The sequence below is a fragment of the Pedobacter cryoconitis genome (genome assembly GCF_001590605.1).
GTDB lineage: Bacteria > Bacteroidota > Bacteroidia > Sphingobacteriales > Sphingobacteriaceae > Pedobacter > Pedobacter cryoconitis_A.
On sequence record NZ_CP014504.1, the window covers coordinates 4,513,013 to 4,533,048 of the forward strand.

The 20,036-nt window shown below is 38.5% G+C and carries 21 protein-coding genes; 7 read left to right on the top strand and 14 right to left on the bottom strand.

What is annotated here, in order from left to right:
- The first annotated feature begins 58 nt into the window (after positions 1-58).
- From AY601_RS18845 to AY601_RS18860, 4 genes are all read left to right on the top strand, one after another.
- Positions 59-1,156, top strand: coding sequence for a vWA domain-containing protein (locus AY601_RS18845; protein ID WP_068403920.1), 1,098 nt, complete (start codon positions 59-61; stop codon positions 1,154-1,156).
- Positions 1,157-1,174: 18 nt separating this feature from the next.
- Positions 1,175-2,674, top strand: coding sequence for a sigma 54-interacting transcriptional regulator (locus AY601_RS18850; RefSeq protein ID WP_068403922.1), 1,500 nt, complete (start codon positions 1,175-1,177; stop codon positions 2,672-2,674).
- Between the two features lie 39 nt (positions 2,675-2,713).
- The gene (locus AY601_RS18855; RefSeq protein ID WP_068403924.1) at positions 2,714-4,039 is read left to right on the top strand and encodes a metallophosphoesterase; all 1,326 of its coding nucleotides are present in this window, start codon (positions 2,714-2,716) and stop codon (positions 4,037-4,039) included.
- Positions 4,040-4,532: 493 nt separating this feature from the next.
- Complete coding sequence (locus tag AY601_RS18860) at positions 4,533-5,246, top strand: hypothetical protein (protein WP_068403926.1); 714 nt, start codon at positions 4,533-4,535, stop codon at positions 5,244-5,246.
- A gap of 96 nt (positions 5,247-5,342) precedes the next feature.
- Here AY601_RS18860 and AY601_RS18865 read toward each other — a convergent pair whose 3' ends face one another.
- From AY601_RS18865 to AY601_RS18875, 3 genes are read right to left on the bottom strand one after another with little or no spacing between them, the layout of a single operon-like run.
- Positions 5,343-6,032: a response regulator transcription factor gene (locus tag AY601_RS18865; protein WP_068403928.1), complete on the bottom strand. Its 690-nt coding sequence runs from the start codon at positions 6,030-6,032 to the stop codon at positions 5,343-5,345.
- A 4-nt stretch (positions 6,033-6,036) separates the two neighbouring features.
- Positions 6,037-7,704 (bottom strand): sensor histidine kinase, encoded by a 1,668-nt coding sequence (locus AY601_RS18870; RefSeq protein ID WP_068403930.1) that lies wholly within the window; start codon positions 7,702-7,704, stop codon positions 6,037-6,039.
- 9 nt (positions 7,705-7,713) lie between these two features.
- Positions 7,714-9,606 (bottom strand): prolyl oligopeptidase family serine peptidase, encoded by a 1,893-nt coding sequence (locus tag AY601_RS18875; protein ID WP_068403932.1) that lies wholly within the window; start codon positions 9,604-9,606, stop codon positions 7,714-7,716.
- A 234-nt stretch (positions 9,607-9,840) separates the two neighbouring features.
- On the opposite strand from AY601_RS18875, the gene AY601_RS18880 reads away from it, so the two are divergent.
- From AY601_RS18880 to rfbC, 3 genes are read left to right on the top strand one after another with little or no spacing between them, the layout of a single operon-like run.
- On the top strand, positions 9,841-11,652 hold the full coding sequence (locus AY601_RS18880) for a tetratricopeptide repeat protein (protein ID WP_068403933.1): 1,812 nt from the start codon (positions 9,841-9,843) through the stop codon (positions 11,650-11,652).
- A gap of 54 nt (positions 11,653-11,706) precedes the next feature.
- Positions 11,707-12,009: a DUF4286 family protein gene (locus tag AY601_RS18885; protein WP_068403934.1), complete on the top strand. Its 303-nt coding sequence runs from the start codon at positions 11,707-11,709 to the stop codon at positions 12,007-12,009.
- A 2-nt stretch (positions 12,010-12,011) separates the two neighbouring features.
- A complete protein-coding gene (rfbC, locus tag AY601_RS18890) occupies positions 12,012-12,566 on the top strand; it encodes a dTDP-4-dehydrorhamnose 3,5-epimerase (protein ID WP_068403936.1) in 555 nt (184 codons plus the stop codon).
- 89 nt (positions 12,567-12,655) lie between these two features.
- Here the strand turns inward: rfbC and AY601_RS18895 are convergent, their stop codons facing one another.
- From AY601_RS18895 to AY601_RS18945, 11 genes are all read right to left on the bottom strand, one after another.
- The gene (locus tag AY601_RS18895; RefSeq protein ID WP_068403938.1) at positions 12,656-13,498 is read right to left on the bottom strand and encodes an OmpA family protein; all 843 of its coding nucleotides are present in this window, start codon (positions 13,496-13,498) and stop codon (positions 12,656-12,658) included.
- A 2-nt stretch (positions 13,499-13,500) separates the two neighbouring features.
- On the bottom strand, positions 13,501-14,163 hold the full coding sequence (locus AY601_RS18900; protein ID WP_068403939.1) for a DUF2461 domain-containing protein: 663 nt from the start codon (positions 14,161-14,163) through the stop codon (positions 13,501-13,503).
- Positions 14,160-14,558: a hypothetical protein gene (locus AY601_RS18905; protein WP_068403941.1), complete on the bottom strand. Its 399-nt coding sequence runs from the start codon at positions 14,556-14,558 to the stop codon at positions 14,160-14,162. The genes AY601_RS18900 and AY601_RS18905 overlap by 4 nt, the downstream gene beginning before the upstream one ends.
- Positions 14,559-14,573: 15 nt before the next feature.
- On the bottom strand, positions 14,574-14,825 hold the full coding sequence (locus AY601_RS18910; protein ID WP_068403944.1) for a hypothetical protein: 252 nt from the start codon (positions 14,823-14,825) through the stop codon (positions 14,574-14,576).
- A 134-nt stretch (positions 14,826-14,959) separates the two neighbouring features.
- Complete coding sequence (locus tag AY601_RS18915) at positions 14,960-15,532, bottom strand: DUF420 domain-containing protein (protein WP_420480553.1); 573 nt, start codon at positions 15,530-15,532, stop codon at positions 14,960-14,962.
- Between the two features lie 43 nt (positions 15,533-15,575).
- Entirely contained in the window at positions 15,576-16,283 is a 708-nt protein-coding gene (locus AY601_RS18920) for an SCO family protein (protein ID WP_068403946.1), read from the bottom strand.
- 3 nt (positions 16,284-16,286) lie between these two features.
- Positions 16,287-16,640, bottom strand: a complete 354-nt coding sequence (locus tag AY601_RS18925) for a cytochrome C oxidase subunit IV family protein (protein WP_068403948.1) — start codon at positions 16,638-16,640, stop codon at positions 16,287-16,289.
- Between the two features lie 18 nt (positions 16,641-16,658).
- On the bottom strand, positions 16,659-17,366 hold the full coding sequence (locus AY601_RS18930) for a cytochrome c oxidase subunit 3 (protein WP_068403950.1): 708 nt from the start codon (positions 17,364-17,366) through the stop codon (positions 16,659-16,661).
- A gap of 30 nt (positions 17,367-17,396) precedes the next feature.
- Positions 17,397-17,990 (bottom strand): cytochrome c oxidase subunit 3, encoded by a 594-nt coding sequence (locus AY601_RS18935; protein WP_068403952.1) that lies wholly within the window; start codon positions 17,988-17,990, stop codon positions 17,397-17,399.
- A 10-nt stretch (positions 17,991-18,000) separates the two neighbouring features.
- Entirely contained in the window at positions 18,001-18,903 is a 903-nt protein-coding gene (gene cyoE, locus AY601_RS18940; protein ID WP_068403958.1) for a heme o synthase, read from the bottom strand.
- 17 nt (positions 18,904-18,920) lie between these two features.
- Positions 18,921-19,979 (bottom strand): COX15/CtaA family protein, encoded by a 1,059-nt coding sequence (locus AY601_RS18945; protein ID WP_068403963.1) that lies wholly within the window; start codon positions 19,977-19,979, stop codon positions 18,921-18,923.
- Positions 19,980-20,036 lie beyond the last annotated feature (57 nt).

Below are 20,036 nucleotides of genomic sequence, written 5' to 3' on the forward strand. Positions count from 1 at the left end.
AGGTAACATTAGTTGTCTGGCAAACTTTTACCTTCGATATTCCGTTATATACTCACATATGAAAGGTTTCCATTTTTCTAATTTTCAAGCAGATGACAAGCCTAAGGGCGGGTTTGATGAAATGCTGAAGTTATTTACACAGCTATTGAATTACACTGCAGGTGATGCAGGTGAAACATTGGCCTGGATGAATGAACTGGACAAGCAATATAAGTTTACCACGGGCGATTACGGCATGGGTGATTTTATTGATGAGCTGAAAGATAAAGGCTATATCAAAGAAGATCCTAAGGATGGAAGTGTGGATATTACTTCCAAAACTGAACAGGTAATCCGGAAGTCTGCACTGGAGGAAATTTTCGGTAAATTGAAGAAGGCCGGAAAGGGTAATCACAATAGTAATATCTCTGGTATCGGGGAAGAGAAGAATGCCGATCGCCGTGAATATACATTTGGTGATAGCCTGGATCAGATTGACATGACTGCATCGATACAAAATGCACAGATCAATCATGGTATCGGCAATTTCACTTTAACTGAGGGTGACCTGGAAGTAGAGGAAAAAGATTACAAGACGCTTACCTCGACAGTGCTGATGATTGATATCTCCCATTCTATGATTTTATATGGAGAAGATAGGATTACCCCGGCTAAAAAGGTAGCGATGGCCTTGGCGGAGCTGATCAAAACCCGTTATCCTAAAGATACACTCGACATTGTAGTATTTGGAAATGATGCCTGGCCGATTACGGTGAAGGATCTTCCCTACCTGCAGGTTGGGCCTTATCACACCAATACCCTTGCTGGTTTGGAACTGGCTGCAGATTTATTGCGCCGGCGTAAAACACATAACAAACAGATTTTCATGATTACTGATGGTAAACCAACCTGCTTGAAAGAGAATGGGCGTTACTATAAAAACAGTATGGGACTGGATAGAAAGGTAATTAATAAAACCTTGAACATGGCAGCACAGTGCAAACGCCTGAATATCCCGATTACGACCTTTATGATTGCCCAGGACCCCTATTTACAACAATTTGTAAGGGAGTTTACAGAAATAAACGGTGGAAGGGCATTTTACAGCTCTTTAACTGGTTTAGGCGAGTACATTTTTGAAGATTATATTAAAAACCGAAGAAAAATAGTCCGTTAATACGGACGAATACAACCTATGGAGCAAAACTCAATTAAAACTCTTGGCGAATTAAAAGCCTCAAATTACATCTCCTTAACAGTAAAAGACGAATTGCGTAAGAACCTTATTCAGCAGCTTCAAAATAAAGATGCTGGTTTTGAGGGTATTGTGGGTTATGATGAAACTGTTATTCCAGAACTTCAGACTGCAATTTTATCCAGACACAACATTTTACTCCTGGGCTTAAGGGGCCAGGCTAAAACACGTATTGCGCGTTTAATGGTTAACCTCCTTGATGAATATATCCCTTACATTACAGGAAGTGAAATCTTTGATGATCCTTTAAATCCAATTTCATGGTTTGGGAAACAGGAAGTTGCTGCACATGGTGATGCTACACCGATCAGCTGGCAGCACCGTTCTGAGCGTTATACAGAGAAATTAGCGACGCCGGATGTGACTGTGGCCGATTTAATTGGCGATATGGACCCGATTAAGGCCGCTACACTAAAGTTAACTTATAACGATGAGCGTGTGATCCACTTTGGGCTAATTCCAAGAGCACACCGAAGCATTTTTGTTATCAATGAGCTTCCCGATTTACAGGCAAGGATACAGGTAGCATTATTTAATATGCTTCAGGAAAAAGATATTCAAATCAGAGGTTTCAAATTACGTCTTCCTTTAGATGTACAATTTGTATTTACGGCCAACCCTGAGGATTATACCAACAGGGGATCAATTGTGACTCCATTGAAGGACAGGATAGAAAGTCAGATCCTTACTCACTATCCTAAAACGATAGCGATCTCCCGGAAAATTACTTTTCAGGAGGCAAAAATCACTGCAGCACAAAAACTAATCGAAGCCGATGGTTTGGTGAAAGATTTGATTGAGCAGGTTGCTTTTGAGGCACGTAAGAGTGAGTTCATCGATCAAAAATCTGGTGTATCTGCACGTTTAACAATTTCTGCTTACGAAAACCTGATCAGTACTGCTGAAAGAAGGATGCTGATCAACGGCGAGAAGAAAACCTTTGTAAGACTTGCCGACCTGACAGGAATTATACCGGCAGTAACTGGTAAAATAGAATTGGTTTATGAAGGTGAGCTTGAAGGGCCTGCAAAAGTGGCCAATATCTTAATTGGTAAAGCTATCAAAAGTCTGTTCAACCGTTATTTTCCTGATCCTGAAAAGGCAAAGAAAAGCAAAACTGCAAATCCTTATCAATTGATCACAGATTGGTTCACGGATGGCAATACACTGGACATTGCTGATAACCTGACAGAGTCTCAGTATAAGAAGGAGCTGATGCAAGTTGGAGGTCTGAATGAATTGGTTAAACAATTTCATCCTAAACTAAGTGCCAATCAAACCCTTTTATTAATGGAGTTTGCTTTACATGGCCTGGCAGAATATTCTCAGTTGAACAAAAAATACCTGAGTGGTGGTTTCGGTTTCTCTGATATGTTTGACAGCTTATTTAATACTGATCCTGAAGAGGACGAAGATGATGACATCGATTTCAATGCTTAGTCTATTTTAAGAAGTATCTTTTAATATTAATATAAATAAATGGGCCGATTACCCTTTCTTATTATAGGATGCCTTTTAATCATCGCATTCGATTTTTACTTCGTTAAGGCTATTTTATCTGCTTTTAAAAATTGGAGTGAAACAGCAAAAAATAGGTTTACCCGCATCTATTGGGGGATTACCACGGTATTGATTGCTGGCGTTTTTGCGGGTATCTTCTTAAATCTCTTTTTATCCCTGCGTGCGGTAATCTTGGTCATTTTTTTCCTGACCACAGCCTGCAAAATCGTGATGCTGCCTTTTCTGCTGGTTGATGACCTCCGCAGATTAGCTATTACAATATTCAGACGTATCAAAAGATCAGAAAACAATAGTGCATTAGTAGCAGGAAACTCAAATGATCAGGATAACGCAGTAGATTCATCCCGTAAAACAAGCACCATTAGTAAAACCGGTTTAGCTATCGAAGAACCAATCAGCCGTTCTTCATTTATCGTCAAAGCCGGGCTGGTTGCGGCTGCAATCCCGCTGACTTCATTGTCCTGGGGTATTGTATCCGGAGCGTATGATTACCAGGTTCGCAGAAAAACACTGATCCTCCCCAATTTACCTGCTGCCTTTGATGGCATCACTATGGGGCAAATTTCTGATATCCATTCGGGAAGCTTTTACAATAAAACTGCTGTAAAAGGTGGGATAGAAATGCTGCTTGGTGAAAAACCTGATTTCATCTTTTTCACTGGTGATATCGTTAATGATATGGCTACTGAGATGCGCGACTATCAGGATATCTTCAGTAAAATAAAAGCTCCCCTTGGTGTCTATTCATCCCTTGGGAATCATGACTACGGAGATTATCATTTTGGCAAAGAGCCCTCTCCTGCTAAAGCAAAAAACCTGAAGGATGTAATCAAAACCCACGAACTTATGGGCTGGGATCTATTAATGAATGAGAACCGCAGGTTAAAGATTGACGGAGAGGAAATCGGGATCCTGGGTATCGAGAACTGGGGCATGGGACGTTTCCCGAAATACGGTCGTATGGACCTTGCTGTTAAAAACACCGATGATCTTCCCGTAAAGCTTTTACTTTCTCATGACCCTTCACACTGGCGCGCAGAAGTACTGCCTAAATATCCTCAGATAGACGCCATGTTTAGTGGCCACACGCATGGTATGCAATTCGGTGTCCGCACAGAAAAGTATCAATGGAGTCCTATAGAGTATATCTATAAAGAATGGGCAGGATTATACCAGGAACAAAAACAGCAACTCTACGTGAATGTAGGTTACGGTTTCCTCGGTTATCCGGGAAGAGTAGGTATTTTACCGGAAATCACCATCTTCACACTCAAAAGAGCATAAAAAAGAATCCATAAAAACGTCCCTGTAATTTCTGATCCCTTTGTATAGTTCACAAAAACGAAGGCTGGAAATTACAGGGATTTGTATATCCGGGAATTTATCCCTGTACTCAGGACAATCCGGTTAATTTATCATAGAAACTAACTATTAAGCGTAACTAAGTTATTCTGCCAGTTTTCCAACAAGTTCTTCTATTTATCATCCAACAAACTTTCACAGTTTTCCGTATAAAGCTATCACAACTAATCTTTCCAACAAGTTCTTCCTTTTAACCATCCAACAAACTTCCTCTATGTATGGATATCGAAAAAAAACAAGTATGCTAATGTGAGGGCATTCGTTCCGAGCCTCTTCAGGCGAAGGCAATGCCGGCCGAACATAGTATGCTTGTTTTTTGCGAAACCGGACATCCCCCCACACTGTTAATAACTCACTAACAACTTATTCAAACTCGTTAAAATTAATTTATTACATTATAAATAAATTAAACGCTATGAAAACTCACTTTATAACCTATGGAGACGATAAATACAGAGCGCAGAGAAAATTTCTCAAAAAAACAGCCATAGACTCCAACTTTTTCGACGAAGTAAAAATCTTCAGTCCAGCCGCCATTGACCCAATCTTTGCCAAACGCTTTAAAACCATCCTTGAACAATCAAAAGGCGGTGGATACTGGATCTGGAAACCCTACCTCATCAAAAAAATACTCGATACCCTTCCCGAAGATGACATCTTAATTTATGCCGACGCAGGATGCCTCATTAATAAAAGCGGTAAAAAACGTTTCCACGATTACTTAACGCTTCTAAAAGCAACCGACACCGGTACAATTGCCTTTGAACTACCCCACAAAGAAAATGAATATACCAAACAAGAAGTATTCGATTACTTTAATACCACCACAGAAATCATCAATTCTAATCAATTAATAGCGACTGTGATCATGCTGAGGAAATGTCAGCATGCCACACATCTTATAGACAAATGGTACGACACCCTCTATGAAAACCTATCCCTTTTTACAGATCAGAAAGACGCAGCCCTACAGCAAAAATCCTTCATAGACCACCGCCATGACCAAAGCATATTCAGCGTGCTCAGAAAAACCCACGGAACCCTCATTCTGCCCGACGAAACTTATTTCCCCAATTTCATGCAAGACGGTGCAAAATACCCCTTTTGGGCAACACGCCTGAGAGACTAATCTTAACTAAAAAATTAACTCCTCTAAAAAACTAACCAAAAAAATAGCGCATTCCTGTAAAAAGACTGCGCTATCCTGTATAACAGTTAAAAAAACCTATCCCGCATTAAAACGGTATCCGATACCTCTGACAGTTTGCAACAACTGAGGATTATCAGGATTCAATTCAATCTTCTTTCTTAAACGAACAATATGCATATCAAGCGTACGCGTATTCACATCAGAATTGTATCCCCAAACAACCAGCATCAACTCATCACGGTTAATCACCTTATTCGGATTTCTCAGGAAATACAATAGAATCCTGTTCTCTAATATCGTCAACTCAATCTTTCTTCCACTTCTGTAAAGCGTATGAATATTTGGATGATGCTCCATATCGCCAAAACGGTGAATCTCTGACTTATCATTATTCAGCAAAAACTTCACCTTACTCTCCAGCATCGCCACCAAAACATCCATATTAAACGGCTTGGTTACATAATCAGATACACCAAAAGTATAAGCATCGATCTTATCCACATCCTGTGCCTTCGCAGTCATCATGATAATCAGGTTCTCAAAACCTTGCTTACGCACCTCCTGACAAACATCCGATCCCTGCTTTCCTGGCAACATCCAGTCCAGCAAAACAATATCCGGCTTCTCATCCATGATAGTTTTTACCGCCAGCTCACCATCTCCGGTTTCCAGTACATCATAACCTTCAGACTTTAGCCTGTGTACAACTAAAAACCTTAAATTTTCATCATCCTCAACTATCAGTATTTTAATTCCTTTAGACATATCATTAATTATTATAAGGCAGTACTATTTTAAACTCTGTTCCTTTATTTACTTTGCTCTTTACCGAAATCTCACCCTTCATGAAATTCACCAGTTCTTTACAGAAAGCTAATCCCAATCCAACACTACCATTCTGATTATACTGATTCTGTATCCGGTAAAATTTCTTAAAGATATTATTAATTTCTGGTGTAGGAATACCTATCCCCTGATCTACAAACCTGAATACAACTTTTCCCTTAATCATTCTCGCTACAATATGCAGCCGCTTATGTTCAGGACGTGAATACTTGTAAGCATTCTCCGCCAAATTATCAAAAAGGCTGCCCAGCAATACCGGATCAGTGATAAACGTCCCAAAACCAGTAACTTCATAGGTAACTACAAAATCAGGATGCTTCAAGGTATGAGACTCTATCGTACTCTCTATAAAATCTACAATATTGATTTCATCATGATTCAACTGAATAGCTCTGTTTTCAATCTGTGTAAAAGCCAGTAACTTGTTCATCAATCCATTCAACTTATCGGCTTCCTCATCCAGGATCTTACCGTATAACTTTAGCTCTCTTTCTGTGAGTACACTCGCACTTTTAATATTATTACCTGCTATTTTAATCACACTCACGGGCGTTTTAAACTCATGCGTCAGATTATTCACAAAATCATACTGCAATTTAAACATCTTATGATTAATATTCAGATTTCTGTAAATCAAAACAGTTACCAGAACCAGAATCCCATAGAAAAGTAACAAGACCAAGGCAATAGGCATAAAATAGTTCAGGATTCCACGAGCTACAAACGACTTTGCAGAAATGAAATAAAGCTTATAATCTGAAAATGGGCCCGGTAAGGTGATCTCTGTAGCTACATAATCTGCAGACGTATTTAAAGGATCATAAGTAAGCGGTTCAATTCTTATATTTTGATACAATAGCGGACGCGTATTGATAATTTTGATCTTATAAGGATCAAGATGAAAAGATAACATATCCTGCTGATAAACCGGAGATGGACTCAGTTGCTGCCTTAACATCTGCTTGTAGACTTTTAAATCTTCAAATCCAGGAATATTCAGATAGGATATTTTATTGGAACGGATAATGCTGAAATTGGTAAAAAGCTCCTCCTGGCTAGGCACAATAGTCGTATCCAGACTCTCAATGTAAGAAATCAACTTGATCCCCAGCGCATTAAAGTCATCTCCCCTGCTGAACTTCTTCGTATCATCTCTCGAAAACAACTTGACAGAATCCAAAGGTACCAGATCACCGAACTGATATATTTTTTTAGGGCCAAAAGAGAAATGCCCTGTATTTAATCCATCTCTGACTGGTGTATTTCCAATCTCTGAATCATAAAAAACCACCTTTGAAACAAAGGGATAGGCATTAATAATCGTATCGACAAACTTAGATGCCGTAGCAGAATCAAGATACCCGTTGTAGTAAGAGATTTCAGGAACCTTATTCTGAAAAAATTCATTGTAAGGCTTGATACTTTCTTCCAGCACCTTTACCTTTTCAGAGACAAATTCACTCTCTATAAATTTTTTGCTAAAATTATAAGCTAAAAATAGCGACAAGATGAACAGCACAGAGATCAGCACAATAAAGGTGACGATCAGTGAAAAGTTCTTACGATAGCCGCTAGTTTTTTCCGGAGCCATATTGTTCACCTATTTTCTGGATAAATTTACAGACAAAAATTGCTCCAGGGAAGCATATAATTTCTGGCGCATATCTTCGCCCTGTGGAGAAAACTCACTATGTTCTTTTTCCAGATAAGTTACATTCACGTTTCTTTTTTTAAGCTCTTTTACAAACTGGACCGCTTCGCCCGAATTGCTTCTCGGATCCTTTGGACTTTGTGCCAGAAACACAGGAACCCTGAACTTATCTGCATGAAAAACCGGAGATACCTGGCGCATCCGGTCACCTTCTGTTACTGGATTACCGATCACCTCATAATACATTTGCAAATTGGTCTTTAAAAATGGAGGAATAGACTTCAGATAACTGAATAAATTGATCACTCCTGAATTAGATCCACCGCAAACATACATTCCCGGACTCGAATATAAACTATTCAGTGCAATATAGCCGCCAAAGCCAGAGCCATATATAGCTATTTTTCTTGGGTTCGCTATCTTATTTTCAATGAGCCATCTCACGCCATCATTAATATCATCTTTAATTTTACCCCCCCATTGACCGGACCCTGCAGCCGCAAAAGACTTCCCATAACCGGATGAGCCTCTGTAGTTAACCTGAAAAACTGCATATCCTCTATTCGCCAGGAATTGTACTTCTGCTTTATAACCCCAGGAGTCTCTGCGCCCTGGCCCATCATGTGGCAATACAACTACAGGAAGGTTAGAAGACGGTTTATTAATCGGTAAAGTGAGGTATCCCTGTATTTTTAAGCCGTCACGTGCAGTATAAGAAATAGGTTTCATCTCACACATTTCAGCCTCTTTAACGTAAGGATTAAAATCGCTTAGTTTTCTGATCGTGCCTTTATCGGCGATATATAAATAGTAAGACCCTGGATTTCTATCTGTAAACGTCCTGACAATAAATGTATTTTCTGCTTTATCTCTGTCAATAATCCTGGATTCTGTGCCTGGTAATAACTTATCCAGCTTTTCATACAGTTTTTTAACAGAGGGATCAAGATAATGCTTCTCCTTTTTCCAGGTTTCGCAAATTACAAAGGCTATTGTTTTCTTGGATTCGGAATATTGAGCATCCACCACATTCAGCGTATCATTACTAAAAAGCACTTTGCTTTCTTTTCCCGTTGCACAGTTCAATTCTATCAATGCATTTTTATCTCTTTTGACGTTAGAAATCGCATAAACAATATTTGGTCTTACGTCTGAAATCGCAATAGGTGTGAAAGTAGTTTTAAAATTATTGGTCACAACAGCTCTGAAAGCTTGGTTTTCTGTCTCTCTGTACAGTAAAGTCTGGTTCACACCATCACTGGTAGTAGCCAGCCGGATTTGCCCTTTTGAGTCTGTAACCCAGTTTGTGATATTTCCAGGATTCCTGGCCGCCATATCCATCTGTCCATCCCGTACATTTAAGCGGTAAACATCAAATACTGTAGAATCTCTCTTATTGGAGGAAACCAATAAGAATTTACCATCAATCAATTGATCTTTGAGTACGTGCATCCTGCTTTTTCCATTATCACTAAGCTGACGTTCATTTTCTCCGTTTTTATTGATAATAAAGATATCAGATAACCGCTCCGCACCCGCCTTCTCTTTATAATAAACGATCTCATCGTTACTTACCCAGAAATAATAATTGATATTTTTTTCATTTAATTGTGTAATCTGTGATGATCTGCCGGTAGTCAGATCTTCGACAAACAGGTTTTGTTTTTTACCCTGCGATTTTAGGTAAGACATAGTTTTACCGTCCAGAGAGATTGCATAATACCCTTTATCTTGAGCTTTAAAGAATTCTGCTACAGGAATAACCCTTACTTGCCTGTTTTGCCGGCAAGCACTGAAAAGGGCGAGAAGAACAATCAATAAATATCTTTTCTTTAAGGTCATAGCATTCTGGTAGCCTGCAAAAATACGCAACACCTTCTGTCTAAACAGGCAATACACTAATATTGTTACCTGATTGCAAATGGAGAGCGTCTCAAAATAGGAATATTTTATCGCTGACAAAGAAATGTGTGGTAACATTTAAAATACGGGTAATCGGGAATGATGGAAAACCACAATTTAGTATCTTTATTTTTGAGAACAGTTTCTTTGCTGTTCAGGTAGCTTCAGAATATTATGATAAAAACAATATTGGCGATTATACTCTGCTTTACAGGTTCATTATCATTATTAGCACAAAGTAATAATGATAATGAGATGGCGATGCTGTACTATCAAAATGGAGATTATCAAAAAGCTGCTGTTTTATTGGAAAAGATAGTCTTTAAAATAAAAAACGAAGCTTATGTGGACCTGTACTTCAACGCCCTGCTTAAATCAAAACAATATGAAATTGCCGATAAAGCCATTAAAAAGCTGATCAGGCAAAGTCCTGAATCTTCAAAATACCTGACTATACAAGGCAGGATTTACAAAGAAAAAGGAGAATTGGAAAATGCAAAAAAGACTTTTGACCAGCTTTTACATTCTCTTCCTGATGACGAGTCAAAAATAAGAGCACTTGCCAATGATTTATATCAGATGGCTGAGTATGAGCTGGCTGCTGATGTGTTTCTGCAAGCCAGAAAAAACCTGAAAAATGAGCAGATCTTTACTTTTGAATTGCTAAGTATTTATCGTTTCAAGAAGGACAAGATTAAACTGGGAGAAGAATATTTGAATGCGTTGTCAACCATGCCGCAAATGCTCCAGCAGGCTGAAACAGTATTGCCTTCAGTGTTTGAAACGAATGCAGATTATCTGATGCTTCAAAATTCATTATTTAAAAGGATACAGAAGGATCCTCAGAATGAATCTTATTCAAAGCTGCTGATCTGGCAATTTTTGCAGCAAAAAGAATATGATATGGCTTTACGCCAACTAATTGCACAAGATAAAAGGATTAAGGATGATGGCACAATCTTATTCGGGCATGCACAAATATTTGCTTCCAACAAGGCTTATGATACAGCTATAAAGGCATACACCTATTTAGCGCTTAAAGGCAAGGATAGCCCATATTATCTGCCTGCTAAATTAGCTTTGATTGATGCCAGTTATCAAGCACTTTTATTGGGCAAAAATGATCAAAAAGATATTATTACACTGGCGGCCCAATATCAGGAAATCCTGGATGAATACGGTAAAAATGCAAAAACTCTTTTTGCACTCAGGAAATGGGCAAATCTACAAGCTTATTATCTAAAGGATCTAAAAAAGGCAGAATCGGCTTTAGAAGAAGCGATAAAGATTCCAGGTATTACCAATGCTGATTTAGGTGAGATGAAACTTGAACTCGGAGACATTTACAGACTTACGCAACAGCCATGGGAAGCCATTTTAATGTATGAACAGGTTGCTAAGGAATTTGAAAATCAAAACATAGGAACTGAGGCCAAATACAGGTCTGCAAGGTTATCATTTGAGCAAGGAAATTTTAGTTATGCCAAGTCTCAAGCCGATGTATTAAAGGCTTCGACGGAACAATTAATAGCAAATGATGCGCTAAATCTGAGTCTTTTGATTTCAGATCATCTGGAAACTAAAACGGATACACTAGCGCTTAAAATGTATGCTGCTGCTGAAGCGCTACAATTCAGAAACCTTAACAAAGAAGCAATAGCCAAAGTGGACAGCATTGCGTTGCTATATCCTAAAAATGGCCTGGCTGATGATATTCTAATGTTTAAATCAAACATTTATATCAAAAACAGAGATTTTATACTTGCCGTACCACTGCTTAAGGAATTGATTGGGCACCAGCAAAAAGGGAATTGGGCAGATGAAGCCTTATTTATTCTTGCCGGAATCTATGAAGATCAGCTGAATGATACTGTGCAGGCTAAAGTATGCTATCAAAAACTGATTGCAGACTTCCCGGGCAGCATGTTCGTAACCGAGGCACGCAAGCATTTCAGGAAGCTGAGAGGTGATCCTGCTGAGTCCTGAATTTATTCCTGTAATTTATAAAGTTACACAAGCTCTTAATTATATCTTTGTCTTATGTTATTATACAATGTAACCCTGATTATTGAAGATGCCTCTGCTGCAGCATGGCTGCAATGGATGCAAGAAGAACATATTCCTGAAGTAATGGCTACTGGATTATTCGTTTCCAACAGATTATTAAAGGTGGTTGATTCACCAAATGAAGGTGTAACTTATTGCGCACAATATGTTGTACAGTCCATTGAAGATTATGATGCTTATCAGTTAACGTATGCAAATGCGCTGGCAGCAGAATTAAATAGTCGTTTTAAGGATAAATTTGTTTCTTTCACTACCGTAATGGAATATATAGCCTAACTATGAATATAATACAAACACCTATAGCTGATCTTTTTGTCATCGAACCTAAAGTATGGAAAGATAACCGCGGCTATTTTTTTGAAAGTTTTAGTGCACGCGCATTTGCAGAAGCCGGCATTCAGGCCGACTTTGTACAAGACAACCAGTCTTTCTCACAAAAGGGTACTTTGCGTGGCTTACATGCACAGAAAGCCCCTTTTGCACAAGGGAAATTGGTAAGGGTTATACAGGGTAAAGTTCTTGATGTTGCTGTAGATGCGAGAAAAGAATCTGCTACTTATGGCCAGCATTTCAGCATCGTCCTGAGTGGGGACAATCATAAGCAATTATGGGTTCCGCCAGGGTTTCTTCATGGTTTTTTAACGCTTGAAGATGATACTATTTTCACGTACAAAGTGACTAACTATTATGACAAAGAATCTGAATGCGGGGTAATCTGGAATGATCCGGATTTGAATATTAACTGGAGTGAGGAACTTACAAAAGAAGAACTTTTACTTTCTGATAAAGATTTGATACTTCCTTCTTTTAAAGATTTCTCAAGTCCTTTTTAATTCACGGACCTAAGTCTTCCCATGTTAAAAGAAGCTATAAAAAAATGGCATCCGGATAGTCCGGATGCCATTTTTTTTATAATGATAACTTATTTTTTGATCAGGTTGTACAGTTCATCCAGTTTAGGCGAGAGTACAATTTCAATTCTGCGGTTTTTGCTTCTTCCTTCAGGAGTAGTATTCTGCTCTAATGGCTGGAACTCACCTTTTCCAGTGGCGGTTAACCTTACACCAGGAACTTTTTCAGTTTCGGTCAGGTAACGCACCACAGAAGTAGAACGCAGCACACTTAAGTCCCAGTTATCTTTGATCTGACCCAGATTCGTTATTTTCTGTGAGTCTGTATGTCCTTCTACGGCGATGATAATTTCTGGCTGCTCCTTTAATACTTTAGCAAGCTGGGCCAATGCTTGTTTCCCTTTTTCATCAATAATGATACTTCCTGAAGGAAATAATAATTTGTCCATCAGAGAAACATAGACTTTACCGTTTTTCATTTCAACCGTTAATCCGTTCTTAGAGAATCCCAGCAGTGCTTGCTCCAATTTCTCTTTTAATTGATTAGAGGCTTCATCACGTTTGCGTAAAATGTCTTCTACTTCTTTAAGGCGTTGTTCACGCTTTTTAAGATCATCTGAGAGCTTACTGATTGCTGAAGAACTATTGTCCTTTAGCTTGGCATAATTGCCGTCTATGGCTTTATATTTACCCTGAAGCTCATTAAGCTTACCATTCAGGTTGGCTGTGTCACGCTGTAATTTAGCAATAGCGCTTTGCAGCTTATCCATGGATTCTTGCGCTCCACTCCAACCGGTACCTAAAGAATCTTGTTTAGCCAGCAGGGCCTTATATTTTTTTGGGGACAGAACTACACAGGAACTAAATGCACTGGCTAATAGCACAATGCTCAAAAACAAAATAACTTTCTTCATAATTATGGTGCTATAGCTCCTCTCAGGAAGCGGATAAATGGGTATATCCCTATAAATGCCTTTTTTAAATGATTGACTAATGCAGGTTTTAGTAGTTCCGCATCTGTAAGCGGAAGTACAGCAATATAGCTTTTGAGTTTTAACAAATCAATATGAGGATGTTCCGGATCATATCCTTTAGGAGCTTTCTTCAGTGTATCATTTTTACTCAATTCAAACTGGTCTTTAAAACCTTTTGCTGCTATAATTTCAAGGAAATCTGAAGTATTATAGTCTATTTCTTCTCTTATTTTTTTTAGCAGGGATGCCTCCGGCATCCAATAGCCACCGGCAAAAAACGAATTCCCTGGTTGCAGGTGTAAGTAAAATTCCGGTCCGTTCCCTTCTGAGTTTTTCACAGAAAAGGAGATTCCAAAGTTATTCTTGTAAGGGTCTTTGTTTTTACTGAACCGCACATCTCTGTAAATGCGCATCACGCATTTCTTAGCTTGTGTTTCGAGTGGGAATTGTGGGTCAACGTTTGCAAGAATAGGAATAAGTTCTTCAACCAGGCTAATTACATCAGCCTTTGCTGTTTCATAAACTTCCTTGTTCAGGGCAAACCATTCCCTGTTATTATTTGCTGCTACTGCGCTTAAAAAAGCTAGTGTTTCTGGCTTAATCATGGTCTGTCGTAATAGGCGTTATAACTAATTTTAGGGGAGAGCCAATGTAATAAAATCACGCGTGAATAACGATAGTTAAATGGTGCAAGAACTAAGCATCCACTAAAAATCACACCTACATACATCCATAAGGAATCAAATTCCAGATTACCTCCAGAAAAAATATAGGTCGCAATACCCACGGCAATCATTTCCATCACATTCATTGCATAGCTGACATACATAGCGGCATAAAAGTAGCCTGGCTCTATCTCATACCGCTGTCCGCAATGACTGCAGATCTCATTTGTGCGTTGTAAATCGAAACCATATAATGTACCAGTAAAGATATTTCCTCTGCGGCAATGCGGACATTTACCTTGTACCAATGCATATAGTTTTGTTGTTTTCTCCATCTAAGCTGAAGGAGATCAGGAACGCAGGGAAGCTTGTGAACGACGGTATCTTTTATACCACAGGAAGCCAATAGCAGCGATCATCAGGTAAGGAATTGCCATCAGATACAAAACACCGGTGTTTAGTCCGACAGCTTGTGTATTCCCATTTTGAGTTCCCTGTTCTGCACTGATTGTACACATGGCACATTGTGCTGCAGCTTTCTGCAGACCAGCTCCTGCTGTTACAGCAACCAAAAGAATAAAGAAGATAATAGCTCTTTTCATTGGATTTTATTGTTTATAAACCTTATCAAAAGCAAGGTTCACTATGTGAATTGGTAACGCTAACAAATATAAAGATTAAACGAACAATTAAGCCTGACATTACATAAGCCTAATGTAAAAATGCCAGATGTTGTTTAAAAATTATAATATGGTGAAATCATCAGGTAAACAATTACTCCGGTAACAGCTACATATAGCCAAACCGGATAAGCCCATCTAACGATTTTACGGTGTCTTTCAATCTGCATACTAAATCCTCTCAGGAAACTAATCAGGATCAATGGCAACACAATGACGGCCAGCATAATATGGGTAATCAGAATAAAGAAATAAATCATTCTTGTTCCGCTTACTGCTGCAAGTTCAGCGACAGAAAGGATTCCGTTATGATCAATATCACCGTATTTGGTATCCTTTTCATAAAGGTGAAACAGGATATAAAATACAAGGAAAATAGCTGACAGGATAAACGTAATCACGTTCGTTATTTTATGGGCTTGTATATTTTTATTCTTGATAAAAATTAAAGACAGGATCAGTAATACTGCACAGGTAGCATTAATACCACCAATTAAATGTGGTAATAAATAGATGAAAGATGGTTTTGTTGTTGGTGGAGGTACAATCTTCAAAGCAATCACTACAGCAAGGACTACTGCACTAACAATCCAGATCAGACGTAAAAAGAATTTATCGTTAATATTCATGGTGTGTATCTTTATTAAGCATCAGGCGTCCCGCAGGGCAAATCTACCTTCCGTCTCTTACATTTCTAAGTTCTTCGGCAACGAGAACTTTTATTTCATCATTCAGCTTGGAGAGCGCTTCTTGATTAGTCGCATCATAATAACCTCTGATACGGTGCTGAGGATCCAGAAGAACAAATAGATTGCTATAGGTGAATTTGCGTTCTCCCTTTTCAAAATGTTGCTGGGCATCAATATAAAGCCCTTTATTAATCCAGTTATAAACTGCAGTACTATCTCCGGTCAGTATATCCCATTTACCTGCCTTTGCTTTTAGTTTCTCAGCATAAGGAAGCAGTTTAGCAGGAACATCTGTTACCGGATCTATACTTAAGCCCATAAAATGAATTAACGGATTCTTGATATAGGTATTCATATACACGTTCATTGCTTTGTTAGCAAATTCTACGGCATAATTATTCCCGGATGTGTAAATCAGGTTCAGCACAATTATTTTTCCTTCGTAATTCTTCCAGCTCACAGTGTCTGCCCGCTGATTGATAAACCGGAAATCAGGTAACTGATGATAAATAGTATCTGGAATCTGTTTTCCTCTTTTGGAATGGAAAGTAGCAGCTACTTTTTTGGGGCCGAAAAAGGGTAATGGTTTATACCTGTTCTTTCCTTGTTCAACCAGTTCATAATATAAAAATCCCGGTACCGCTAAAATCGATACCAGGATTATTATTTTTTTTATTGAAGAAAACTTCATGAATTAAATAGTCATATGTATATGCAAATAACCACCTTCAATGAGCATCAAGGTTATAAAGTACGCAATAAATATAAATGCGAGCCCAAGTGAAAGCTGCAGCCCTGTTTTCTCAAACTTAAGGTGCATAAAGTAGGCAACAATATAATATGCTTTTAAAAGGGTTAATAAGATGTAAGCAATATTACCAGCAGTGTGAGAAACCAATCCTTTTGGTAAAATTACCAATGCAATGATAAATTCTACTACAGTAATCCCTAATAAGATAAAGAATACTTGCCAGATTTTTGATTTGCTTAGGCCAGCATGCTCATCATGTGCATGCTCTTCTGTATTTTGTAAGTTATGTTCAGACATAATATATTTTTTGAGGAATTAAACTAAATAGAAGAAGGTAAATACGAATACCCAAACCAGGTCAACAAAGTGCCAGTATAAACCTACTTTTTCAACCATCAGGTAATGACCACGTTTCTCGAAAGTTCCGTTGATAGTCATAATCAGGATGATGATATTTAATAAAACACCCGTGAATACGTGAAATCCGTGGAATCCTGTAATCGTAAAGAACAAGTTAGCAAACTGTTGCGCTGCGACGTTAGACACAGGCCCAACAAAGAATTCCTGTAACTTCTCTGGTTTTGGAATAGATGCCCACCAGAAACCTTCATGGTGAAGGTGAGTCCACTCTAATGCCTGGCAACCCAGGAACATGAAACCACCGATAATAGTAGCAACCATCCACCAGATCACTTCTTTCTTAGCACGTCTGTGACCAGCTTCAACAGCTAATACCATAGTTACCGAACTCATGATCAGGATAAAAGTCATAATACCTACGAACACTAATGGTGCTCCGGATTCTACTAAACCTGGAATAGACTGGAATACCAAATCCGGATCAGGCCATGTAAATTTCGTGAAACGTTGCGCTCCGTAGTATACCAATAATGAAGAGAATGTAAATGCATCTGATAGCAAGAAAAACCACATCATTATTTTTCCGTATTCTACCGACCACGGTGAACGGCCGCCACTCCATGGAGTAGTTTTTACCTGATCTAATTGTGATAATGAATTCATTTTAAAAATTGTAATAGTTTGTTAAAAAGTCTAACTGTTCAAAAGTAAAAAAACATAGAGATATATCCATAATATATCTATAAAATGCCAAAATATAGAGGCTATTTCTATGCGATATACCGCATTTTCTTTAGGAATTTTGCCATATGCACCCCAAAGGCTATTCAGGATGAAACAAAGTCCCGCAAAAATATGCAGTAAGTGCATGCCGGAAACAATATAAATCGTAGAAATTGCTGCGTTATTGTTAACCAGTGTTGCACCGCTTTGGTATAATGCCGACCATGCGTCTACTTGAAGATAGCCAAAAGCAATCCCCAATGCCAGGGTTGACCATAGAAATATTTTTTGCGTCTGTATATTTTGCTGACGGACTGCTTTTGCTGCGAAGAATAAACAGATGCTGCTTAATACCAAAACTGCTGTGCTGTACATAAAGACATCGGGAAGAACTAATCCATGTCCTTTACCTTTAGATGCCGCAAAAACAATATAATAACTTGTAAATCCTCCAAACATAATAGTCGAAGAGACCACAAATAGCCAAAGAACAAATTTCTTAGCTTTAAAAGAGGTAGCTAATCTATCTTGTGCTACGTCTTCCGGTTTTAATGTGTGTACCATATATAAAAAACTATTTACCTATAAAATCAAACAATAAAATCAATTGTACCAGTGGTATATAAAAGAACGAACAGAACATCACTTTACGTGCGCTGTCTATATCCAGTTTTACCAGTAGTTTAAAGGCCAGCAGTGCAAAAACCACCCCGGCTATCATCGAAACTCCTGCAATGTAATACCCGCCAAATCCAAAGAAGGTAGGCAACAAACTCACAGGTATTAATATTAATGTGCTTAAGAAAACAAGAAATGCGCTTGTCTTGTCTCTTTTTTTAGTTGGCAACAACCTGAAACCTGCTTTTTTGTAGTCATCATCCAGCACCCATGCAATTGCCCAGAAATGTGGAAACTGCCATACGAACTGTACAAGAAAAAGAATCCCTGCTACTTCATAATCTACATGCGTAAAATTAGTGGTATGGCCCAGAGCAGCTAAATAACCAATCAGCGGTGGTAAAGCACCTGGTATTGCACCTACAAAAACGGCAATCGGAGATTTACGTTTTAAAGGGGTATAAACAAATGCGTAAAGTAAAATAGAAAACACTGATAAAAGACCTGTTTCCAGATTCAGCTTCCCTAATAACCAGGTACCAAGCATTCCCATGATCAAACCCAGTACTAAACCCTGGCCAGTTGTCATTCTTCCTGCCGGCATTGGACGATCCATGGTACGGGTCATCAGTTTATCCAGATCCTTTTCTATAATCTCATTGAAGCAATTGGCTGCTGCAGTGACTAAAAATCCACCCGCTACCAGAATCAGCCAGTTTCCCCAGTCAATAGACGGAACCTCACCCCTGGCAACCTGCATCCTTGAACCAATTAAAAAAGTAATTGACGCAGAAAACACAACCAGAAAAGTAAGTCTGAATTTGATGAGTTTAGATAAATCTGAGAAAAATAATTTCAATTCTATGTGTTTTAATATTATTGATTATAAGTACTTGTTCTGTATACCAGCAGATAAAGATAAAACTGGAGTGTAAACAGAACTGTTGAGAACACTAAATGTATAACCTGAGCTGCAGGCGGCAGTGCAAAGCTAGCTAATAATAATCCACTCGCAATTTGTACCATCAGTACCAGTACTATTGAATTACCTAATTTCAATTCCGTCGCTTTACCGCCAAATTTATTCATTACGAACTGGTAAATGAATGCATTCAGTACCACTACAAAAATTGCCAGATCACGGTGATAAGAGAAGATATCCCCTATTTTTCCAATCCAGGTATGTCTTTCCTGGTATAAAAGGTTTTTTGAAATCTCATCAATAGCTTCTCTTACTTCTGTTCCCAAAACGATTTGCAAAACACTCAGAACCAAAGAAACCAGGATCAGTACTTTTAACCAGAATACTTTAGAAATAACGACAGTTGGTTCCTTATGCAGTGATTGCGCATAGTAATGCGTGTAGACCAATATTGCCAGCATGACCAGGGCCAGCAGCATATGAACGGTCACTACCCAGGCCAGTAAATTAGTGGAAACAACAATTGATCCCAGCCAGGCCTGAAAAACTACCATAAAAAGGTTCAGTATACTTAAAACTATAATCCTTTTAGCTTTACTCTTATACGTAAATGAAAGAACGGTAACTGCAATTAATAAAAATCCTGTAGCTGCTCCGGTAAGGCGGTTAATATATTCAGTCCAGGTTTTTGCTGCATTAAATGATTCCGGAACTGTTATACTTTGATCGTGACGGATACTATCTGCCACATCTTTTTTACCCATTTTATCAAGCATAAGCGCAAAACGCTCATTCTTTTTAACCCTGCCTGCTACGTATTTATCTTTATAGTCTTTCGGAAGCTGATCTACCGATGTTGGCGGAACGTATTGGTCAAAACATTTTGGCCAGTCCGGACAACCCATACCTGAACCTGTACTTCTTACTACTGCACCAGCTAAGATGAGTACTAATGTCACTATTAAAGTAATCAGGTTTAACCGGATAAATCTCTTTTCAGATTTAGGAACCATTAGTTTGATTTTAAAAAAAATGAGGTTATCGTTCTAAGTAGATACTCAAGCAGATAA